The following is a 20,178-nucleotide window of genomic DNA, read 5'->3' as shown; positions in this document are numbered from 1 at the left end:
CGCCGATGAAACCTGAACTGTCCGTAATCATTCCGATCTACAACGAGCAGGATGGCCTGGCCAGCCTGTTCGCCCGCCTGTATCCGGCACTCGACGCCTTGCAGACGAGCTACGAGATCATCTTCATCAATGATGGCAGCCGCGACAACTCGGTGGCCATCCTGGCGGAACAGTTCCGCCAGCGCCCCGACGTCACGCGCGTGATCTTATTCAACGGCAATTATGGCCAGCACATGGCCATCCTGGCCGGTTTTGAAGCCTCGCGCGGGCAGATCATGGTCACGCTCGACGCCGACCTGCAGAACCCGCCCGAAGAAATCGGCAACCTGGTGGCGAAGATGCGCGAAGGCTACGATTACGTGGGCTCGATCCGGCGCAAGCGGCAAGATTCCGCCTGGCGCACCCTGGCCTCGAAGATGATGAACCGTTTGCGCGAACGCATCACCAACATCAAGATCACGGACCAGGGCAACATGCTGCGCGCGTATGGCCGCAATGTGATCGACCTGGTCAACCAGTGCGCCGAAGTCAACACCTTCGTGCCGGCCCTCGCCTACACGTTTGCCCGCAAGCCCACGGAAATTACCGTCGAGCACGAGGAACGCTCGGCTGGCGAGTCGAAATATTCGCTGTACAGCCTGATCCGCCTGAATTTCGACCTCGTCACGGGCTTTTCGCTGATTCCCCTGCAAATCTTCTCGATGCTGGGCATGCTGCTGTCAATCAGTTCGGCTGTGCTGGTGATCTATCTGCTGGCGCGCCGCTTCCTGTTCGGCGCCGAGGCGCAGGGCGTGTTCACCCTGTTCGCCATCGCCTTCTTCCTGATGGGCGTGATCCTGTTCGGCATCGGCCTGGTGGGCGAATACGTGGGACGCATCTTCCAGCAAGTGCGCGCCCGTCCCCGCTACGTGGTGCAAACCATCTTGCAGGATGGCATGGTCCAGGCGGAAGCCGAGGCGCCATCGTACGTGCGCCTGGAAAAGCGCCAGGTGAGCCGCTGATGGGCGCCCCGCGCGCCGTCGTCTTCGGCTACCACAATGTGGGCGTGCGCTGTATCAAGGTGCTGCTGGCCGGCGGCGTCGATATCACCCTCGTCGTCACGCACGAAGACAGCCCCACGGAAAACCTGTGGTTCGAATCCGTCGCCAGCCTGTGCCAGGCCGAAGGCATCCCGTACATCACGCCGTCGGACGCGCGCGCGCCCGAGCTGCTGGCGCAGGTGCAGGCGGCCAGGCCGGACATGCTGTTCAGCTTTTACTACCGCCACATGCTGCCGGCCAGCATCCTGGAAGTCGCGCCCGCCTACAATATGCACGGCTCGCTGCTGCCGCAGTTCCGCGGCCGCGCGCCCGTCAACTGGGCCGTGCTGCATGGCGCCCCGCAAACGGGCGCCACCCTGCATGAAATGACGGTCAAGCCCGATGCCGGCGCCATCGTCGCGCAAACGGCCGTGCCCATCCTGCCCGACGACACGGCGTTCGAAGTGTTCGGCAAGGTCACTGTGGCGGCGGAGCAAACCTTGTGGAACGTGCTGCCAGCCTTGCTGGACGGCACGGCGCCGCGCCAGCTCAACGATTTGCGCCAGGGTGGCTACTTTGGCGGCCGCACGCCGGAAGACGGCCGCATCGACTGGAAGTTACCCGCGCAGCAGGTATACAACCTGCACCGGGCCGTCGCGCCCCCGTATCCCGGCGCGTTCACCGAAGTCAACAATGTTATTTACACCATCGAAAAAGCCCGTTTAAGCAAGCATTCAGCAGGAAGTTTGCCACCGGGCTTGGCGGTAGTGGATAATTGCATCTTTGGCGTCTGCGGAGACGGCCGCATGCTGGCCATTTCCGCGCTGAGGGCTGCCGGGGAGCCGATTTCGGCTCAGCAATTGCATGCAAGTCTGACCGCCCGCGTCAGCACACACTGATATCACTCAAGAGAATCTCACATGAAAAAAGTCCTCATCTTAGGCGTCAACGGCTTCATCGGCCACCACCTGTCCAAGCGCATCCTGGAAACCACCGACTGGCATGTCTACGGCATGGACATGAACACGGACCGCATCTCGGAACTGCTGGACGATGACAACTACAAGTCGCGCATGCACTTCTTCGAAGGCGACATCACGATCAACAAGGAATGGGTCGAGTACCACGTCAAGAAATGCGACGTGATCCTGCCGCTGGTCGCCATCGCCACGCCGTCGACCTACGTCAAGCAGCCGCTGCGCGTCTTCGAACTGGACTTCGAAGCCAACCTGCCCATCGTGCGCTCGGCCGCCAAGTACGGCAAGCACTTGGTCTTCCCATCGACCTCGGAAGTGTATGGCATGTGCCATGACGAGGAATTCGACCCGGAAAACTCGGAACTGATCTGCGGCCCGATCAACAAGCCGCGCTGGATCTATTCGAACGCCAAGCAGCTGATGGACCGCGTGATCTGGGGCTACGGCATGGAAGGCCTGAACTTCACCCTGTTCCGTCCGTTCAACTGGATCGGCGCCGGCCTGGACTCGATCCACACGCCGAAAGAAGGCTCCTCGCGCGTGGTGACGCAGTTCTTCGGCCACATCGTGCGCGGCGAAAACATTTCGCTGGTCGACGGCGGCGCGCAGAAACGCGCGTTCACCTATATCGACGATGGCATCGATGCGCTGATCCGCATCATCGCCAACAAGAACGGCATCGCCAGCGGCAAGATCTACAACATTGGCAATCCGACCAATAACTATTCGATCCGCGACCTGGCCGGCATGATGCTGACCCTGGCCGCCGAATATCCGGAATACGCCGAAGGCGCGAAACACGTGAAAATCGTGGAAACGACTTCGGGCGCCTACTACGGCGCCGGCTACCAGGACGTGCAGAACCGCGTGCCGAAAATCACGAATACCTGCGAAGAGCTGGGCTGGGCGCCGACCACCACCATGGCCGATTCCCTGCGCAATATTTTCGACGCCTACCGCAGCCAGGTAGCCCAAGCCAAAGCCCTGATGGATTAATGTTGAGCAAGCCGTTCCTGACCCTCAAAATCGACGTCGATACCTATCGCGGCACCCGTGAAGGCATGGGCAATCTGGTGCGCATGCTGGCCGCGCACCAGGCCAAGGCCACCTTTCTGTTCTCGCTGGGCCCCGACCATACGGGCTGGGCCCTGCGGCGCGCCTTGCGGCCCGGCTTTTTCAGCAAGGTGTCGCGCACGTCGGTAGTCGAGCACTACGGCTTGAAAACATTGATGTACGGCACCTTGCTGCCGGGACCCGATATCGGCAAGCAGTGCGCGGCGCAACTGCGCGCCGTGCGCGATGCCGGGTTCGAGTGCGGCATCCACACCTGGGATCACACCCTGTGGCAAGACAATGTGGCCAAGCGCAACGCCGCCTGGACCATCGCCATGATGCGCAAGGCCGCCAACCGCTACGAACAGGTGTTCGGCGCCAAGCCGCACACGCACGGCGCGGCCGGCTGGCAAATGAATGTCAGCGCTTTTGTCGAGCACGACACGGCCGGCTACCGCTTTGCCTCCGATGGCCGCGCCATGCTCGACGCACGCGGCGCCATGGCGCAGCCGGCGCAAGGCCCGCACCGCGTGCGCAACGGCAACACCATCCTGCGCTGCGTGCAATTGCCCACCACCCTGCCCACCCTGGATGAATTGCTGGGCTGCGAAATCGACGGCAAGCTGATCACCACCGGCAATGTTGCCGCGCATATCCTGTCACTGACGGCGGACAATCCGCGCGACCACGTGTATACCTTGCATGCGGAACTTGAAGGACAGAAACTCGCCCCCATTTTCGAACAACTGCTGGCTGGCTGGAAAGCCCAGGGCTACCAGTTTGCAGCGATGGGCGATTATTATGAAAAAATCAAAAATACGGATTTGCCAGTTTGCCCCATCACCTGGGATGAGCTGCCCGGGCGTTCGGGACGCCTGATTGTGCAGGGCAAAGCGGCCTGAATGCTGTATTGTTGCACCTGGATGCGTTGCCAGATTAAAAACCAGCGCTGATGATCACCGTTCAGGAGAGAACCTGTGGCTGATAGCCAATCCCTCGTTAGCATACCCGACTTTAGCGCCGCCATGACCAGCGGCAAAACCTTTCAGTTGCTGGGCCGCCCGGCCAAGGCCACGGTGCTGTTTTTCTATCCGAAGGACAACACCCCCGGCTGCACCACTGAAAATATCGCCTTCCGTGACGCGTATCCGCAATTCGTCGCCGCCGGTGTGGAAATCTACGGCATCAGCCGCGATTCCCTGCGCTCGCACGAAAGCTTCAAAGCCAAGCTGGAGCTGCCGTTTGAGCTCATTTCCGACCCGGACGAAGCCGTTTGCCTGCTGTTTAACGTCATGAAGATGAAACAGATGTACGGCAAGACCGTACGCGGCGTCGAGCGCAGTACGTTTGTGATTGACGCCCAGGGCCGATTGGTGAAAGAATGGAGAGGCGTGAAGGTCGCAACTCACGTGGAAGAAGTGCTGGAATTCGTAGCGCATCTGAATTGATCGTCCATGTTGATCCAATGCGCGTTGTCGGCTTCCAGCAAGCCTGGTTCAACCGCAGTTCAGTTCACGGTACCTATCGCCATTTTGAGTCAACGAAGCGCCTCCATCCACTCCGCCAGACGGGCCTGCAGCCCGCCCATGGCGTCCATGACCGGCCATGCTGCCGGCCTTCCGGCAGTTTCTCGTCCTGTAGCATTGTTGTTCCCCCGCATCCACCCCATGAGAAGTGCCGCCAGAAGCTGGCTGCCCATGGGCGATTCATTCCAGAAATTTTTTGATTGAGATCCTGATGCCACTGCCAAAATTACCGAGCAAGCCAGCCACCATCCTGGCCACCCAAGATTACCCAACCGCAGGCGCAGCGCGCCCGGCCACCAAAACCCCGGCAGCCAAGAAAGTGGCTGCACCGATCATTGAAGCGGCGATCGCCGAAGTTGCCAAGCCGGTCCGCAATGCGGCCACGAAGATCAAGCAGGTGGCGGCCCTGATGGTCGCCAAGCCGGCGCCTGCACCTGCGCCGGTGGCGGCCGCGCCGGCAGCCATACCTGCGCCTGCGGCGAAAGCCAAGCCGGCGGCAAAAGGCAAGGTCACACCGATCAAGCCCGTCAAGCAGGCAGAGCAGCCGCATCCGGCCAAGCACAAGCCTGTGGAAGTGCAGCTCAAGTCGTCCGCCAGCCGCGCCGCCGACCAGCGCGGCATCAGCAAGCTGTTCGTGCTCGACACGAACGTGCTGATGCACGATCCATCGTCGCTGTTCCGCTTCGAGGAACACGATGTGTACCTGCCGATGATGACCCTGGAAGAGCTGGACAACCACAAAAAGGGCATGACGGAAGTGGCGCGCAATGCGCGCCAGGTGTCGCGCACGCTCGACGCCCTGATCAGCAACACGGATGACGATGCCATCGAACACGGCATCCTGCTGTCCAAGCTGGGCAACAAGGATGCCAAGGGCCGTCTGTTCTTCCAGACACGCTTGCAAAGCGCCGACCTGCCGGCAGGCTTGCCAGTGGGCAAGGCCGACAACCAGATCCTCGCCGTCGTGCGTTCGCTCGAAGCGGAACAGGAAGGCCGCCCCGTCGTGCTGGTGTCGAAAGACATCAACATGCGCATCAAGGCGCGCGCCCTGGGCTTGCCGGCCGAAGATTACTTCAACGACCATGTGCTGGAAGACACGGACTTGCTGTACTCGGGTATCGTGCAATTGCCGGACGACTTCTGGAACAAGCATGGCAAGGACATGGAATCTTGGCAGGAAAGCAAGAACGGCTACAGCTCCACCTTCTACCGCGTGACGGGTCCGTTCATTCCCTCGCTGCTGGTCAACCAGTTCATCTACCTGGAACCGAAAAACGGCGAAACGCCATTCTACGGCCAGGTAAAGCAGATCAATGGCAAGACGGCCGTGCTGCAAACCCTGCGCGACTTCAGCCACACGAAGAACAATGTGTGGGGCGTGACGGCACGCAACCGCGAGCAGAACTTCGCGCTGAACTTGCTGATGAACCCGGAATGCGACTTCGTCACCCTGCTGGGCCAGGCCGGTACCGGCAAGACCCTGCTGGCCCTGGCCGCCGGCCTGGCGCAAGTGCTGGAAACCAAGCTCTACAATGAAATCATCGTCACCCGCGTGACGGTGCCCGTCGGCGAAGACATCGGTTTCCTGCCCGGCACGGAAGAAGAAAAGATGTCGCCATGGATGGGCGCCTTCGACGACAACCTGGAAGTGCTGAACAAGTCCGACTCCGATGGCGGCGAATGGGGCCGCGCGGCAACGCAAGACCTGATCCGCTCGCGCATCAAGATCAAGTCGCTCAACTTCATGCGCGGCCGCACCTTCGTCAACAAGTTCCTCATCATCGATGAAGCGCAAAACTTGACGCCAAAACAGGTCAAGACTCTGGTCACGCGCGCCGGTCCCGGCACGAAGATCCTGTGCCTGGGCAACATCGCGCAGATCGACACGCCGTACCTGACGGAAGGCTCGAGCGGCCTGACCTACGTGGTCGACCGCTTCAAGGGCTGGACCCACAGCGGCCACGTCACCCTGGCCCGCGGCGAGCGTTCGCGCCTGGCCGACCACGCCAGCGAAGTGCTGTAAGTTGACAGGGCGGCGCCAGCTGCCTCATTCATTGAAAAGCCCCGGCCGCAGCGATGCGGGCGGGGCTTTTTTCATGTGCGCGTGTTTCCCTGGCCAGTTCAAACGGCTCAGTTCACCCGTCTGGCCGGCATGTCCTGCCCTTCCTGGCGCAGCATCAGCTGGTCGGCCTTGCCGCTGGCATCCTTGCTGAAACGCACTTCCGCATCGACTTCATTCGAAAAGAAGGCTGTCTCGCTCATCGGCAGCATGGCCAGCTTGCGGAAACCCGTCACCTGGGCGAAGAACTTGTCGCCTTCGCGCGTCACTTCCAGGTAGACCTCGGGCGCCAGCGCGTACCTGCCCACGTAGACATCGAATTGCGCCGGCGTCATGGCGACCACGGTGCGCGCCGGCCTGGCGGCGCTGGCCCGTTCATGCACCGACTTCGATTCGCCGCCATCGTTGAGGATCAGCTGCGCCTCGCCCTTCGGCCCCCTTTCGAACTCGGCTGTCGTCAAGGTGTTTTCAATCAGGAAACCGTTCGGCGCATACGCCAGCATCCGTTGCGCGGGACCGCCCGTGCGCTGCAGCAGCAGATTGCCCTCGAAGTTGCGGATGGTATAGCCGGCCTTGTCATTGATGGCATACACGCCCGCATACGCATCGAGGATGGCGGGCTTGAGCGTGATGACCTTGATCTCGGGATACGGCCGGCCCACGGCAACGGCGGCCGCCTTGCGCGCCACCACGTCAGGGTCGACCAGGCCCGTGTCCGCGTTTTCCAGCACGGCCACGTAGACTTTTTCCTGCGGCAAGCGCATCGCATACGTGGCAAAGCCGTTGATGCCGCCGCTATGGTGGATCACGGCGGTGTTTTGCCAGGTGCCCACCTTCCAGCCCAAGCCGGAACGGGTGGCCTTGCCATCGTTCAGCCTGGCCTGCGTGAACGCCTGCTGCCAGGTGGCCGGCTTGAGCAGCTTGCCGTCCGAAATGGCGGCATCCCAGCGCGCCAGGTCGTCCACGGTGGAGACGAGCGCGCCGGCCGCATACGGCTGCGTCATGCTCAAGGGCAAGTTCGGCACATACGCCTCGCCCGAGCGGATATGCCCTGCCGCGCGCCGGGCCGGCCGGCGCTCGTGGCCTTCGTATGCCGTGTCATGCATGCCCAGCGGCACAAAGATCTGCTGCTCCACGAAGGTGGCATACTGCTGGCCCGAGGCCTTTTCGATGATGGCGCCCAGCAGGAAATAGCCGGAACTGCTGTAACGCCACTGCGTGCCCGGTTCAAAGTCGAGGGGATCATTCTTGAAGAAATCGATCATCTGCGCCACGCTCAGGTCTTTCGTGCTGTTGGGCACGAATTCCGGCTTCCGCGTGTAGTCGTGGATGCCGGACGTGTGCGCAAGCAGCTGCCCGATGGTGATGCTCTTGCCCTGCGTCGGGTAGTCGGGCAGGAATTTTGTGATGTCATCAGTAACGGCCAGCTTGCCCTGATCGGCCAGCAGGAGGATGGCGACGGCCGTGAACTGCTTGGAGATGGATCCCAGGCGCAGCGACATGTCGGGCGCCAGCGGCGTGCCCTCCTTTACGCTGGCCAGGCCATACGCCTTGCGCAGCAGGGGCTGGCCATCCTTGACGACGATGACGACGGCGCCCGGTTCGGTGGACTTGAAATAGGGAGCGATGCTGGCATCGATTTGCGCGGCCAGCGCCTGCTGCCGCTCGCTCAGAGGCGCTGGCTGGCCGGCCCAGCTGGCAGGTGTGTGCGACAGGATCAGGGTGGCGAGGCAGATGCTGGAAACTTTAAACATGCAGATCACTTTCACAGGAAGGATAAACAGGCTTGGTCGTTCCCCTCGCGGCGGCTATCGGGATGACGTATTTTGCTTTAGGAAATATTTCCAAATAGCTCATTCAGCCTAACAGACGCACCTTGGGCAATTCTCTCCATTTGTCACATCGATAATTTATACTCGCCCGACGCTATGCATTTCGGGATACCTGTCGTATGCTCGACGCACCGTTTTACAACCGTTGCATAGGAGGCATCATTCTCACGTTCGATACCTGTAGCAAGCGCCTGGCCCTGTGGACCATACGCGCCTACCAGCGCTACCTGTCGCCATGGAAGGGATTTTCCTGCGCCTACCGCGTGCTGAAGGGACGCGACAGCTGCTCCGCCTACGGCCACAAGGTCATCGCGCGCCACGGCTTGGGTCCGGGACTGCTGCTGTTGCAGCGCCGCTTGCGGGCCTGCGGCGAACACCATCGCCAGCACCTGGTGCTGCATCCGCCGGCACGGCGCAGCGCGCGCCGCCGGGCACAGGCGGGGTATTGCGACTGCGACGTGCCCCTGCTCGACTGTGCCTGCGACTGCGCCGATGTGGCCAATGTGCTCAATTGCGGTTGGCCGGGCCACAACAAACAGACGACCTGGTTTCGCAACAGCTATACAACCAGCACGGCATTGAAACAGCGGCAGGCGGCACACCGCAAGAAGATCAGGCAAGGGCAGGATGCGCAGCACTGAAATTCACACAGCAACTTATAAATGAAATATTCATTCATGAAATGAATAATCCCCATTATCACTGTGAATTGGCTGGAAACGGATCGGCGGCCTATACTTAAACCGTCTCCCCTACACTGCTTCCCATGTACACCCTGCTCAGCCCGCATACATCGCGGGCTTTTTGTTCCCGGCCATTGCCACCCCATCCTTCCCTTCATCCCGATCACCAGGCCCGCCTTTCCCCGCCAGCCCAGCCCCCAGCAAGGAGCGCAGCATGATCGTGCGCGAGCGTCCTTCGGCGCTACGGTTGTTCCTCGTGGTGCGCGGCTCCGTCCTGCCGCGCATCCGCACCACGCTGATCGTCAATACCCTGATCGCCACCCTCGTCACCTGGTGCCACGGCACCCTGTTCGACCACAAGGTGATCCTCACAACCATCCCGTTTACCTTGATCGGCTTGCCGCTGGCCATCTTCCTGGGCTTTCGCAACACGGCCGCCTATGACCGCTATTGGGAAGCGCGCAAGCTGTGGGGCGAACTGGTCTTGCGCAGCCGAAATTTCTCGCGCCAGTGCCAGACGATGATACGCGGCGACACGCCGGCCCACGCCAGGCTGGGCCTCGATGACGTGCGCGTGCGCATGATTTACCGCACCATCGCCTTTTGCCACGCCCTGCGCCACCAGCTGCGCGACACGCGCGGCCCGGCCGACTTGCAGCCGCTGCTGCGCCCGGCCGAATGGGAAGCGGCTTGCCAGGCATCGAATCCATCGGACTACCTGATGCTGCAGATGGGCCACGACCTGGCCGATTGCGTCCGGCAAGGCCGCATCGACAGCATCCTCACCGCACAGATCGATAACACGGTCTCGGCCATGGTAGCGGCGGGCGCTTCGTGCGAACGCATCCGCAGCACGCCCATCCCCTTCTCGTATTCGCTGTTGCTGCACCGCACAGCCTATCTGTACTGCTTCCTGCTGCCCTTCGGCCTGGTCGACTCGCTCGGCTTCATGACGCCCTTCGTCGTCGCCATCGTTGCCTACACTTTCTTTGGCCTCGATGCCTTGGGCGACGAGATCGAAGAACCGTTCGGCGAAGACGCCAACGACCTGCCGCTGTCGGCCATGTGCCGCGCCATCGAAATCAGCTTGCGTGAATCCATACACGACGAGAACGTGCCGCCGCCCATGCAAGCGGACGATTTCCTGCTGAATTGATGCGCACGCCAGCTTTCCCCTTGACCTTCCCACCGGGGCAAGGCTTACAGTGGACACACCTAATCATTCAAGGAGTGCTTGCCATGTATCAGTTACAAGTTGAAAACATGAGCTGCGGCCATTGCGTCGGCTCGGTCACGAAAGCGGTGCAGGCGATCGATCCTGCGGCACAGGTGCAGATCGACCTGGCCAGCAAGCGCGTCACGGTGGAATCATCGAGCGCACTGGGCACCATCAGCGCCGCCATCGTGGAGGCGGGCTACCCCGTTACCAGCGCGCAGTAACAGCCACAGCAGCATCACGACAGCCGGCCTTTACGCCGGCTGTTTTTTATCCGTCCAGCTCGGGGTAGTGGCGGAAGATACCTTCCTCATTGAACGCAATTCTGCGCTTCGACTTCAGGTAGCGGGCGATGTTCGGCCGCGCCGCCACCGTATCGTGCAGCTCAGACAGGAAGGGATATTCGGGCGCCAGGCGCGCCATGGCTTGAGGAAACGCATAACGCAAGCCAGCCAGCATCTGGAACAGCGACAGGTCGCCATACGTGAGCTTTGCGCCCACCAGATACTGGCCGCGGCTGCGATTATTCAGCAGTACCTGGGTGAAATAATCGAGAAACTTCGGCAGGCGCGTTTCGCGAAAATCCGCGCTGCGCAGCAAGGCCGCCGGTTTCTGTTCCTCATAATATTGATTCATCGACAGCGGATGGTGCGTGTCGTGCACTTCCGTCAGCCAGTCGGCCATCGTCAATTGCAGCTGGTTCAGCCATAGACGGCCGCTTTCCGCGCGCGGCGCCAGGCCCAGGCGCCGGCCCAGATACAAGAGGATATTCGTGGTCTGGCCGATCAGCACGTCGCCGTCGCGCAGCACGGGCGGTGCGTAGGCCGCATATGGCATGCTGTCGCCATCGAGGCAGGCCAGCATGGCGGGAACGCCTTGCCCCTTGCGCTCAGGCAAACGGGCGATATCGCGGTACTCAGCATCCGCCTCTTCCAGGGCCAGGCGGATGAATTCGCCGCGTCCCTGTATCGTGGGCCAGTAATACAGTTCATACGCCATACCACCTCCGTTGGCTTACCTCAATGGCAGCAAGCCTTCGCTTCCGTGTCGCTGGCCAGCCCCAGGCTTTGCAGGATGGGACAATCTGGCTTGTCGTCGCCATGGCACGATTGCGCCAGATGGGCCAGGGTGTCGCGCATTTCCGTCAGTTCGGCGATGCGCTGGTTCAAATCGGCCACATGGGCCAGGGCGATGCCTTTCACGTCCGCGCTGGCGCGCTGGTCGTTTTGCCACAGCGACAACAGCTCGCGGATCTGCTCGAGCGAAAAACCCAGCCCGCGCGCACGCTTGATAAAACGCAGGGCGTGCAAATCGTTCGGCGTGTAGATACGGTAGCCGGCATCGCTGCGCGCGCTGGGTTTTAATAAGGCAATACTTTCGTAGTAGCGTATCATTTTTGCCGATACGCCCGTCTCGCTTGCCGCCTGGCCGATATTCATCCTATGACTCCTTGGTATGCGCGCTGCGGGCTGTCCAGCGGCGCAGCAACAGGGCATTGCTGATCACGCTGACGGAACTGAAGGCCATCGCCGCGCCCGCCACCATGGGGTTAAGCAGGCCGAAGGCGGCCAGCGGAATGCCGATCAGGTTATAAATGAATGCCCAAAACAGATTCTGCCGTATCTTGCCGTAAGTGCGGCGCGAGATATCGATGGCGTCCGCCACCAGGGCCGGATCGCCGCGCATCAGGGTAATGCCTGCCGCATGCATGGCCACGTCCGTGCCTGTCGACATGGCGATACCCACGTCGGCAGCGGCCAGCGCGGGCGCATCGTTGATGCCGTCGCCCACCATGGCCACTTTCGCGCCTTCGCCCTTCAGCGCGACAATTTTAGCGGTTTTATCGGCCGGCAGCATTTTCGCCGCCACCGTATCGATGCCCAGCAGCGTGCCGACGGCATCGGCGCTGCCCTGGTTATCCCCGGTCAGCATCACCGTGCGGATGCCCAGAGTATGCAAATGGGCAATGGCTGCCCGCGCGTTCGGCTTGACCTGGTCGCTGAAGGCGAACAGGCCCAGCAGTTCCGTTCCCGAAGCCAGCCACGAGATCGTGTTGCCCGTGTTTTCCAGCGACAAGGCCTGCGCCGCCAGCGGCGCCATATCCACGTGTAACTCCTGCATCAGCCGCGTGCTGCCCAGTTTCAGATCCAGGCCGTCGACCTGCGCCGCCAGGCCGCGGCCCGGCAAGGCCGACAGGGCCGTGGCCGGCAAGGGTTCGATGTGGCGCGCGCTGGCAGCATCCAGCACGGCCGTAGCCAGGCTGTGCTCGCTGCCACGCTGGATGCTGGCCGCCAGCTGCAACAGCCGGGCCTCGTCGATGCCGTGCGCATGCAGGCCCGCCAGCGCCGGTTTCCCCACCGTCAAGGTACCCGTCTTGTCGAACACGACGGTATTAACGGCGTGCGCCACTTCCAGCGCTTCCGCATCCTTGATCAAAATGCCGTAGCGGGCGGCCACGCCCGTGCCGGCCATGATGGCCGTCGGCGTCGCCAGGCCCAGCGCGCACGGGCAGGCGATGACCAGCACGGCCACGGCATTGATGATGGCGTTCTCCAGCTCGCCGGTAGCGAACCACCAGCCCAGCATGGTCAGCAGCGCCAGCAGCAGCACCACGGGCACGAAGATGGCGCTGACCTTGTCGACCAGATGCTGGATCGGCGCCTTGGCCGCCTGCGCATCTTCCACCAGGCGGATGATGCGCGACAGGGTCGTCTCGCCGCCCACGGCTTGCGTGCGTACCAGCAGCAGGCCATCGGCATTGATGGCGCCGCCAGTCACCTTGTCGCCAGGATGCTTATCGACCGGCAAGCTTTCCCCGGTGATCAGCGACTCGTTGATCTGGCTGGCACCTTCCACCACCACGCCATCGACGGCCACCCGTTCGCCGGGGCGTATCACCACCAGGTCGCCCGTTTTCACCTGTTCCACGGGCAAGTCGATCTCGACGCCGTCGCGGCGCACCCGGGCCGATTCCGGACGCAAGACCTGCAGCGCGCGGATGGCCGAGGCCGTCTGGCGCTTGGCGCGGCTTTCCAGCCATTTGCCCAGCAGCACCAGGGTGATGACGACAGCCGACGCTTCAAAGTACAGGTGCGGCAGCATTTCGCCCGCCGTCAGCCACTGATAGACGGACAAGCCATACGCGGCGCTCGTGCCCAGCGCCACCAGCAGATCCATATTGCCGCTGCCGGCACGGGCCGCCTTCCAGCCCGCCTTGTAGAAGCGCGCGCCAAAGTAAAACTGTACGGGCGTGGCCAGCGCGAATTGCAGAGCGCCGGGCAGCATCAGATGGATGCCGGCCCATTCGAGCAGCATGGGCAGCATCAAGGGGAAGGCCAGCACGGCCGCGAACGCCACTTTCAGGCCGTCGCGGTTGGGCGCGGCCACGGGCGCGCTGGCCTGGCTGGCGGCGGGCACCGTGGCGGCATAGCCGGCCTTGTCGATGGCGGCGACCAAAGCACCCGCGTCCAAGCCGCCCGTCACCTTGATGCGCGCGCTTTCCGTGGCCAGGTTGACGCTGGCGGCCAGCACGCCCGGCACTTTCAGCAAGGCTTTCTCGACCCTGCCGACGCAGGAGGCGCACGTCATGCCGGCGATGTTCAGGTCGATTTCGCGCTGCGCCACCGTGTAGCCGGCCTTTTCCACGGCCGCCTGCAAGGCGGCCAGGGGAACCGGCGTATCGGAACTGATTTTGGCCACTTCCGTGGCCAGGTTGACGCTGGCCTGGGTCACGCCCGGCACGGCGGCCAGGGCTTTTTCCACGCGGCCCACGCACGAGGCGCAGCTCATGCCTTCGATGGCCAGCGCCTGCGCATGCGCGCTGGCGGGAGGGGGAGAACTGGAAGGGGAGGAAGCGAGTGCGGTCTGGTTCATGGCAGATCCTGTGCGAAAGATTAACTAATGCAATCAGGATCTGCTATCCAACGATGGGAAGGTCAAGCGCTATTTGTCGCGTGTGCCGGACTTGTCGATAACAGCTCAGCGCACCACGCAGTCGATGGTGGCCGGCTTGGCGCCGCCAGCCGCGCTGCCCGGGCCCGGCAATGGCGCAGAAAAGGACGGCGGCGGCGCGAACTTGATGCCGGGATTGACGGGCAGAATCACGGGCGGCTGCTGGAAGTTGGGCGTGAAGCCGAACTGGCCGGCGGCAAAATTACTCGTACCCGCTGGATTCGTCACATGAATCAGGCCATCGAGCACCTGCACGTACAGGCCGGGCGCCAGCGCTGCCCCTGCCGATGGCGGCGCCGTTGGCAGCCCCGCTGCCGGTGAAGTGACGTAGCTGGCGACAAAGGTCGTGCCGCGGATGCCGATGGTGGCCGCCGGCGTCTTCATCTCGAAGCGCTCCTTGTTGCGCTTGCCCAGCAGGCCAGTGACGGAGCGCAAGCCCCCCTTGAGCAAGCTGAAGATGGCATGGTCGCCATCGGGCTGCTCGGCCGCGTAGCTGAACTGCTCGATCACGAAACTGGTATTCGGCTTCAGGGTGATTTCGCTATTGTCGATCAGCTTGATCAAGGCATAGGTGTCCTTTTCCGTCAGCAAGGTATCGCCTTGCTCCACTTCGGACTTGATGGCCAGCAATTTCACCTTGCCATCGGCCTTTTTCGCCATCAGCGGACCGCTCAATTGCATGACGATACCGGCTACCTGCCCGGCCCAGGCGTGGGCGCCCACGCACGTCAGGGCCACCCACAGCAAGACCTTAATTGCAGTACATTTTTTTAGCAGTTTCATTTTTTGTAAGTCCTGTTGAGTTATCTGTGGAGGCGGCAACATCCTTGTCGTCCCTCACCTTGTCATCAGGCTTGCCTGGCGGTTTGGAAGCGAGCGGAACGTTGGCATAGTCGGCCTGCTTGATAATGCGCAAGGCGTCATTGATGGCCGCGCTCGTGGCGGCGTCGATCACGGGCTGTTCGACGGTCGTGGCGGGCAGGAAAATGGTGTCCGCCATGCTTACCGCGCCATTCGGCGTCTGCAAGCCGACGCTGGTGCGCTGGCGATTGATACGCACGCCCTGCGTGCCCGTGATGCTGCCCGTTTTCGCCAGCACGCTCATGCTGGCAGCGGCCGGCAAAGTGAAACTGGCCGTGTCCGCAAACAGCACATTGCCTTCTGCGCTGGCGGTAAAATTGCCGCCGCTGGCTACGCGGGAGTTGCCCTTGATACTGATGTCGCGTCCCGCCGCCAGGCTGATGTCGCGCGCCGCTGCCAGTTGCGCGCCATCGCCCAGCAGCACGTCCGTGCTGGCCTTGAGCGCAATGTCATGGCCCGCGATCCTGCCGTTGACGGTAACGGGGCTGTGCGCCGTCACGCTGACGTTGCCGCCATTCGCATCGATATTGCCGGCCGTGACGCCGCCCGTATTGTCGATGGCGATATTGCCCGCGCCCGTGGTCAGCGTTCCCAGGGCCAAGGCGCCCGGCGCCGACGTATTGTTCAGCGCAATGCCGCCCGCGGCACGATTGCTGGCGGTAAAACTGCTGACCTGATTGCCCGCATGATTCAGCACGATGCCGTCGCGCGCCTGCGCGGTCAGGTTGCCGGCGAGCACCGCACCGTCCTGGCCGATGGCGCCGTTCAGGGCGCTCAGCTGTACATCGTTCGCCGCCAGGCTGGCGAAGCGCAAGTCGCCAGCCGCTTGCGTGATGGCCAGCTGGCCCGCCAGGCGGATGGCGCCGGCGGTCTGATTAAAACTGTTGGCGACGAGCAAGTTACCGTTGCCGCTCAGCACGCCACCGCCTTGCGCGTAGCGGTCCGCCGACAGGCTGCCGTTCAGCTGCAAGCTGCCGCCGCTGATTTCCAGGCTGGCCAGCAGGGAACGGTCCGGTACGCCATCACCGAGGGTCAGGCTGCCGCCCGTCAGCAGCAAACCCGTTGCCGAGTTCAGGTTTTTCAGGATGGTGTTGCCGGCCGCCGCGCTGTAGGTGACGATGCCCTTGCTGTTGCCAAAGTCGACAGCCAGCACGTTCGCCCCTTCCGGCACCACGCCGCCGTCCCAGTTGGCCGCATCGCTCCACAAGCCGCTGCCGCTGCCCACCCAGGTCGACAATTGTTTTTGCGCAATCGTTGCCTGCGTCGTGCCGCCCGTCGAGGTCAGCAGGTAATTACCCGCATCGGCGCCGCCCAGGCCCAGGTTCGTCACGAATACCGTCTTGCCCGCGCCCGCATTCTTGTCGCTGAAGCTGGCCAGAGCCGACAGGTCCAGGCGGTCGCCGGCCACACGATCATCGCCGAAACCCAGCGTGGCGCCCGTCGTGCCGTCATAGACCTTGTTGACGCCGTTAAATTGCACGTTGAGGGTGCGCGGCGTGATGGCGAAAGTCGTCGTGCCGCCCATGGTGATGTCGTACTTGGTCGACCACAGGCCCGTCGCGGCATAGCTGCCCACATTGCGCGCGTTGCCGCCGTAGCCGAGGCTGCCATTCACGCCCACATCACCGTCGATCAATCCCACATAGCCGATCGACCCGAGGAAGGCGGCCAGCTGGCCATCGTAGACCTTGCCCGTGGCATTGCCCGAGAGGTTCACTTGCAGCGGCTTGAGGAACGCCTTCAGCATCGGCGTCGTGTAGCCTTCGTAGATACGCCACACGCTGCTGAAATTGTAGTCGCTGAAGCTGCCCTGCTGCCGCATCTGCGCCGTGCTGCGGCCGCTGGAACCGCCGCCACCGGTTTGCACCAGCGATGTTTCATAATTGAAAAAACCATAGCTGAACGGGGAACCGGCGGACACGCGGCCGGCCACCGCGCCCACGGCCGCGTAGCCGTCGCCGCTCACGGCGCCGCTGCTGAAGACATGGCTGACGCTGCCCGTGCTTTCACCGACCAGCCCGCCCATGTTTTCCATGGACAGGATGGGATCGGCAGTAATGGCGCGGCCCACGGCGCCGCTGGCATATGCATCGTCGATGCTGCCGCCGTTCAAGCCCACCAGGCCGCCGATGCTGCGCGCGCCCGTGACATTGCCGGTGGCATAAGACTGGCTCAGCGCGCCCTGGTTGTTGCCGACCAGGCCGCCGATCATCTCGCGCGCGCCCGTCACCATGCCGGTGGCGTACGAGGTCGCGATGCTGGCGCCGGACGCATTCGATCCCGCCAGGCCGCCGATGGCGCCGCCGTTGTCGGCATTGACGCCGGTGACGGCGCCGCTGCTGGCCGACAGCGTGATGGCGCCGCCGTTGCTGCCCACCAGGCCGCCGACATTGCGCTGGCCGCTGACGGCGACGCTGCTGTTCACGCCGGATATAGTACCGCTGACGACCTCGCCAGCCAGCGCGCCCACGTTCGTCCTGCCGGTGATGCTGCCGCCGCTCAGGGTCAGGTTGCGCAAGGTGCCGCCCTGCACGGTGCCAAACAGGCCTGCCGCCAGGCCAGGCACCAGGCTGCGGTCGACTTTCAAATTGCTGAGCGTAAATCCGCCGCCATCGAACACGCCGGAAAATCCGCCGCCGCTGCCGGCGATCGGCACAAAGCCCTGGCCATCGTTCCAGTTCGCCGTGCCGCTGGCGTCGATATTGCCGGCCAGGCGATAGCTGTTGCCCAGACCGAGGCTGGCGATGCCTTGCAAGCCATAGATATCGGCGAGCAGATAAGGTGTGGCGGCACCGTCGCCGCCGACCACGCGCAAGAAACTGGCGCCGCTGCCGATGGTGAAGTTTCTGGCGCCAAAGCCTGGCAAGCTAGCGCCGTTTTGTACCCAGCTGCCGCCGTCCAGCACGAAACTGCCGTCCACCGTCACGGCAGCCGTGGCCGTGATGGCGGAACCGGAATTGAGGTGCAGATCGCCGGTTCTGGCGAGCGCATCCGAGATGTGCAAGCCACCCGTGTTCGTGCCGTCGCCGATGGTCAGCGACGCCGCCGAGATGCCGGCCAGCTCCGCCTTCGTCAACCCCAGGACCGCGCCCGACTTGGTGCCCAGGTCGATGCCGCGCGCACTGCTCAGGGGCTTGATGATGACATTCGCCCCGCCCGCCGGGCCGCCGAAATTGACCCTGCCGTTGATGCCGATATTATCCGCCTGCAGCGTCACCGTTTGTCCCGCGCTACCGCTGCCCAGCAACTGGTCGCCGCTGCCCGTCAGGTCGATTGCGCCATTCTCAAGATTGCTGGCCAGGCTCAGATTGCCGCTACCGACATTGACTACGCCGGCACCGCCCACGCCGGCGCCGGAAAGGACGACGCTGCCGCCATTCGTCGTGATCGGCGCAGCCAGATTGACATTCGAGCCGGCGCCATATGGCGTGCCGCTGGCGGCATTGTTGGCCAGCAAGGTGACGCTTCCGCCATTGGTGGTAATCGATGAGTTGACGTTGATGGTCTCGCCCGCCATCGCGGTCAAGCCCGTACCGAGGTGCGTCATGTTGATGGCGCTGTTGAAATTGATGCGATGCGTAGCCTGCAGCATGACATCGCTGCTGGCGCCGGAAATGACGTCGGCGCCGATGTTGGTGCTGCCGCTGGCAGGCGTGTCGGCGAACTCGTCCACGTCGCCCAGCTGGCCGCCCGTGCCGGCCACCACATTGATGTCATACGGATCGAGCAGCCAGTTGCCGCGCTTGCCGCGCGCCGCGCCGGTATTGACGCGGATGCCGTCGACGGCCAGATAATGGCCGGACGTTTCCACGAAGCCGCCGTCGCCGCCTTGCGCGCCGCCGCGCGCGGAAATGCTGCCATGCACCTGGGCCGATTCATTGCCCCAGGCGATGACCTTGCCGCCGTTGCCGCTGACAATCGCATCGGCAGCAACGCTGGCATCCTTGCCGACGAGTACTTGCCGCGCATTTTGCACGGCCGCGTTCTTGCCCTGGTAATCACCGCCCAGCAAGACCGTGCCGCCGCCCGTGGCGCCGCTGGCGTCGACCTTTGCATTGCCCAGCAAACCCACTTGCTCGCCCAGCACCTGGATCTGGCCGCCCTTGCCTGCCGCGCCTGTGGCGCTGGTGACGCTGCCCGCTTCGAGCAGCGCCTTGCCGCTGGCCTTGAGCACGATCCTGCCATTCTCGCCGACGACGGCGCTATTCGCGTTGAGCACGCCGCGCTGGCTGAGCAGCGCGCCGGCCATGCCGATGCTGCCGCCCTGGGCGATGATCTGGCCCAGGTTCAGCGCCTGGTCGGCGGGTGCAGAGACCAGCACGCGCAATTGCGGATTGCCGGGGTCGGCCAGCTGCACGCTGCGCCCGGCCGCCAGGATCACTTCGCCATTCGGTGCCGTGATGATGCCCGTGTTTTCCACGTTCGGCGCGATCAGCAGCACTTGCCCGCCCTTGCCCGCGTTAATCAGGCCCGCATTGCTGACGCCGCCGGCCACGCCGCCGGCCGTGAACTGGCGCTTGCCGGCCAGGAAATCCTCATTCGACATGCCCAGGCTGGAAGCGACCAGCCCGTTCACGTCGACTTTCGCCCCCTGGCCGAAAACGATGCCGTTCGGGTTGATCAGGAAGACCTTGCCGTTCGATTCGAGCGCGCCCAGTATCTTGCTGGGGTCTTGTCCCGTAATGCGGTTCAGTACGGCGCTATTGCCGTTTTGCTGGATGAAGCGCGTGATTTCACCCGCATGGATGGAAAAACTCTGCCAGTTGATGATGGTATTGGGCGTGTTCGTGATCGAAAAGATGTTGCCCTGCTGGCTGAACGTGGCCTGTCCGTTGACCACCTGCGGCAAGGCAGGGTTGGCCTGCGCGGCGCCGAAGCAGCCGGCCAGCAGCAGCGCCAGCGCCGTGCGGCGCAAGGGCGGCGCAAGGGGTGACGAAAACGCGGACGTCAGGATGAAAGCGGAGGCGTGCTGGACGTGGTTGTGCATGGTGTTCATCCTGA

Annotated in this window: 15 protein-coding genes; 9 read left to right on the top strand and 6 right to left on the bottom strand. The window is 63.0% G+C overall.

The window, feature by feature from the left end; all coding sequences use genetic code 11:
* Window positions 1–5: 5 nt before the first annotated feature.
* The 6 genes from CBW66_RS01235 (at window position 6) to CBW66_RS01210 (ending at window position 6,598) form a co-directional block, all read left to right on the top strand.
* Window positions 6–1,001 carry a glycosyltransferase gene (locus tag CBW66_RS01235; RefSeq protein ID WP_086136437.1) on the top strand — a complete coding sequence of 332 codons (996 nt, stop codon included), beginning with the start codon at window positions 6–8 and terminating at the stop codon, window positions 999–1,001.
* Window positions 1,001–1,918, top strand: coding sequence for a formyltransferase (locus CBW66_RS01230; protein ID WP_086136272.1), 918 nt, complete (start codon window positions 1,001–1,003; stop codon window positions 1,916–1,918). The genes CBW66_RS01235 and CBW66_RS01230 overlap by 1 nt, the downstream gene beginning before the upstream one ends.
* Window positions 1,919–1,939: 21 nt before the next feature.
* Window positions 1,940–2,992: a bifunctional UDP-4-keto-pentose/UDP-xylose synthase gene (locus CBW66_RS01225; protein WP_086136271.1), complete on the top strand. Its 1,053-nt coding sequence runs from the start codon at window positions 1,940–1,942 to the stop codon at window positions 2,990–2,992.
* Window positions 2,992–3,951: a polysaccharide deacetylase family protein gene (locus CBW66_RS01220; RefSeq protein ID WP_086136270.1), complete on the top strand. Its 960-nt coding sequence runs from the start codon at window positions 2,992–2,994 to the stop codon at window positions 3,949–3,951. The genes CBW66_RS01225 and CBW66_RS01220 overlap by 1 nt, the downstream gene beginning before the upstream one ends.
* A gap of 75 nt (window positions 3,952–4,026) precedes the next feature.
* Complete coding sequence (locus CBW66_RS01215) at window positions 4,027–4,497, top strand: peroxiredoxin (protein WP_034750445.1); 471 nt, start codon at window positions 4,027–4,029, stop codon at window positions 4,495–4,497.
* Window positions 4,498–4,786: 289 nt separating this feature from the next.
* On the top strand, window positions 4,787–6,598 hold the full coding sequence (locus tag CBW66_RS01210) for a PhoH family protein (protein WP_086136269.1): 1,812 nt from the start codon (window positions 4,787–4,789) through the stop codon (window positions 6,596–6,598).
* Between the two features lie 107 nt (window positions 6,599–6,705).
* Here the strand turns inward: CBW66_RS01210 and CBW66_RS01205 are convergent, their stop codons facing one another.
* Window positions 6,706–8,388 (bottom strand): serine hydrolase, encoded by a 1,683-nt coding sequence (locus CBW66_RS01205; RefSeq protein WP_086136268.1) that lies wholly within the window; start codon window positions 8,386–8,388, stop codon window positions 6,706–6,708.
* 197 nt (window positions 8,389–8,585) lie between these two features.
* Here CBW66_RS01205 and yidD point away from each other — a divergent pair, with 197 nt between their 5' ends.
* The 3 genes from yidD (at window position 8,586) to CBW66_RS01190 (ending at window position 10,589) form a co-directional block, all read left to right on the top strand.
* Window positions 8,586–9,107 carry a membrane protein insertion efficiency factor YidD gene (yidD, locus tag CBW66_RS01200; protein ID WP_086136267.1) on the top strand — a complete coding sequence of 174 codons (522 nt, stop codon included), beginning with the start codon at window positions 8,586–8,588 and terminating at the stop codon, window positions 9,105–9,107.
* Between the two features lie 256 nt (window positions 9,108–9,363).
* A complete protein-coding gene (locus tag CBW66_RS01195; protein WP_086136266.1) occupies window positions 9,364–10,305 on the top strand; it encodes a bestrophin family protein in 942 nt (313 codons plus the stop codon).
* A gap of 83 nt (window positions 10,306–10,388) precedes the next feature.
* Window positions 10,389–10,589 carry a heavy-metal-associated domain-containing protein gene (locus tag CBW66_RS01190; RefSeq protein ID WP_086136265.1) on the top strand — a complete coding sequence of 67 codons (201 nt, stop codon included), beginning with the start codon at window positions 10,389–10,391 and terminating at the stop codon, window positions 10,587–10,589.
* A 46-nt stretch (window positions 10,590–10,635) separates the two neighbouring features.
* On the opposite strand, the gene CBW66_RS01185 is transcribed toward CBW66_RS01190, so the two are convergent.
* The 5 genes from CBW66_RS01185 to CBW66_RS01165 all read right to left on the bottom strand — a co-directional run bounded on the left by CBW66_RS01185 (window position 10,636) and on the right by CBW66_RS01165 (window position 20,164).
* Entirely contained in the window at window positions 10,636–11,364 is a 729-nt protein-coding gene (locus CBW66_RS01185) for a glutathione S-transferase (RefSeq protein ID WP_086136264.1), read from the bottom strand.
* 20 nt (window positions 11,365–11,384) lie between these two features.
* Window positions 11,385–11,804: a Cu(I)-responsive transcriptional regulator gene (cueR, locus tag CBW66_RS01180; protein WP_086136263.1), complete on the bottom strand. Its 420-nt coding sequence runs from the start codon at window positions 11,802–11,804 to the stop codon at window positions 11,385–11,387.
* Window position 11,805: 1 nt separating this feature from the next.
* Entirely contained in the window at window positions 11,806–14,238 is a 2,433-nt protein-coding gene (locus tag CBW66_RS01175) for a heavy metal translocating P-type ATPase (RefSeq protein WP_086136262.1), read from the bottom strand.
* 105 nt (window positions 14,239–14,343) lie between these two features.
* Window positions 14,344–15,099: a FecR domain-containing protein gene (locus CBW66_RS01170; RefSeq protein ID WP_086136261.1), complete on the bottom strand. Its 756-nt coding sequence runs from the start codon at window positions 15,097–15,099 to the stop codon at window positions 14,344–14,346.
* Window positions 15,068–20,164: a filamentous hemagglutinin N-terminal domain-containing protein gene (locus CBW66_RS01165; protein ID WP_086136260.1), complete on the bottom strand. Its 5,097-nt coding sequence runs from the start codon at window positions 20,162–20,164 to the stop codon at window positions 15,068–15,070. The genes CBW66_RS01170 and CBW66_RS01165 overlap by 32 nt, the downstream gene beginning before the upstream one ends.
* Window positions 20,165–20,178: the final 14 nt, after the last annotated feature.

The organism is Janthinobacterium sp. GW456P, from assembly GCF_002127655.1.
Classification (GTDB): Bacteria; Pseudomonadota; Gammaproteobacteria; order Burkholderiales; family Burkholderiaceae_D; genus Janthinobacterium.
This window is presented reverse-complemented; position numbering and strand designations above follow the sequence as displayed.

Excerpts from the sequence above, each read along its gene's own strand:
- CBW66_RS01175 (WP_086136262.1), bottom strand. The coding sequence starts at position 14,238 with ATGAACCAGACCGCACTCGCTTCCTCCCCTTCCAGTTCTCCCCCTCCC.
- cueR (WP_086136263.1), bottom strand. The coding sequence starts at position 11,804 with ATGAATATCGGCCAGGCGGCAAGCGAGACGGGCGTATCGGCAAAAATG.
- CBW66_RS01205 (WP_086136268.1), bottom strand. The coding sequence starts at position 8,388 with ATGTTTAAAGTTTCCAGCATCTGCCTCGCCACCCTGATCCTGTCGCAC.
- CBW66_RS01170 (WP_086136261.1), bottom strand. The coding sequence starts at position 15,099 with ATGAAACTGCTAAAAAAATGTACTGCAATTAAGGTCTTGCTGTGGGTG.
- CBW66_RS01210 (WP_086136269.1), top strand. The coding sequence starts at position 4,787 with ATGCCACTGCCAAAATTACCGAGCAAGCCAGCCACCATCCTGGCCACC.
- CBW66_RS01230 (WP_086136272.1), top strand. The coding sequence starts at position 1,001 with ATGGGCGCCCCGCGCGCCGTCGTCTTCGGCTACCACAATGTGGGCGTG.
- CBW66_RS01220 (WP_086136270.1), top strand. The coding sequence starts at position 2,992 with ATGTTGAGCAAGCCGTTCCTGACCCTCAAAATCGACGTCGATACCTAT.
- CBW66_RS01195 (WP_086136266.1), top strand. The coding sequence starts at position 9,364 with ATGATCGTGCGCGAGCGTCCTTCGGCGCTACGGTTGTTCCTCGTGGTG.
- CBW66_RS01235 (WP_086136437.1), top strand. The coding sequence starts at position 6 with ATGAAACCTGAACTGTCCGTAATCATTCCGATCTACAACGAGCAGGAT.
- CBW66_RS01190 (WP_086136265.1), top strand. The coding sequence starts at position 10,389 with ATGTATCAGTTACAAGTTGAAAACATGAGCTGCGGCCATTGCGTCGGC.
- CBW66_RS01165 (WP_086136260.1), bottom strand. The coding sequence starts at position 20,164 with ATGCACAACCACGTCCAGCACGCCTCCGCTTTCATCCTGACGTCCGCG.
- CBW66_RS01185 (WP_086136264.1), bottom strand. The coding sequence starts at position 11,364 with ATGGCGTATGAACTGTATTACTGGCCCACGATACAGGGACGCGGCGAA.
- yidD (WP_086136267.1), top strand. The coding sequence starts at position 8,586 with ATGCTCGACGCACCGTTTTACAACCGTTGCATAGGAGGCATCATTCTC.
- CBW66_RS01225 (WP_086136271.1), top strand. The coding sequence starts at position 1,940 with ATGAAAAAAGTCCTCATCTTAGGCGTCAACGGCTTCATCGGCCACCAC.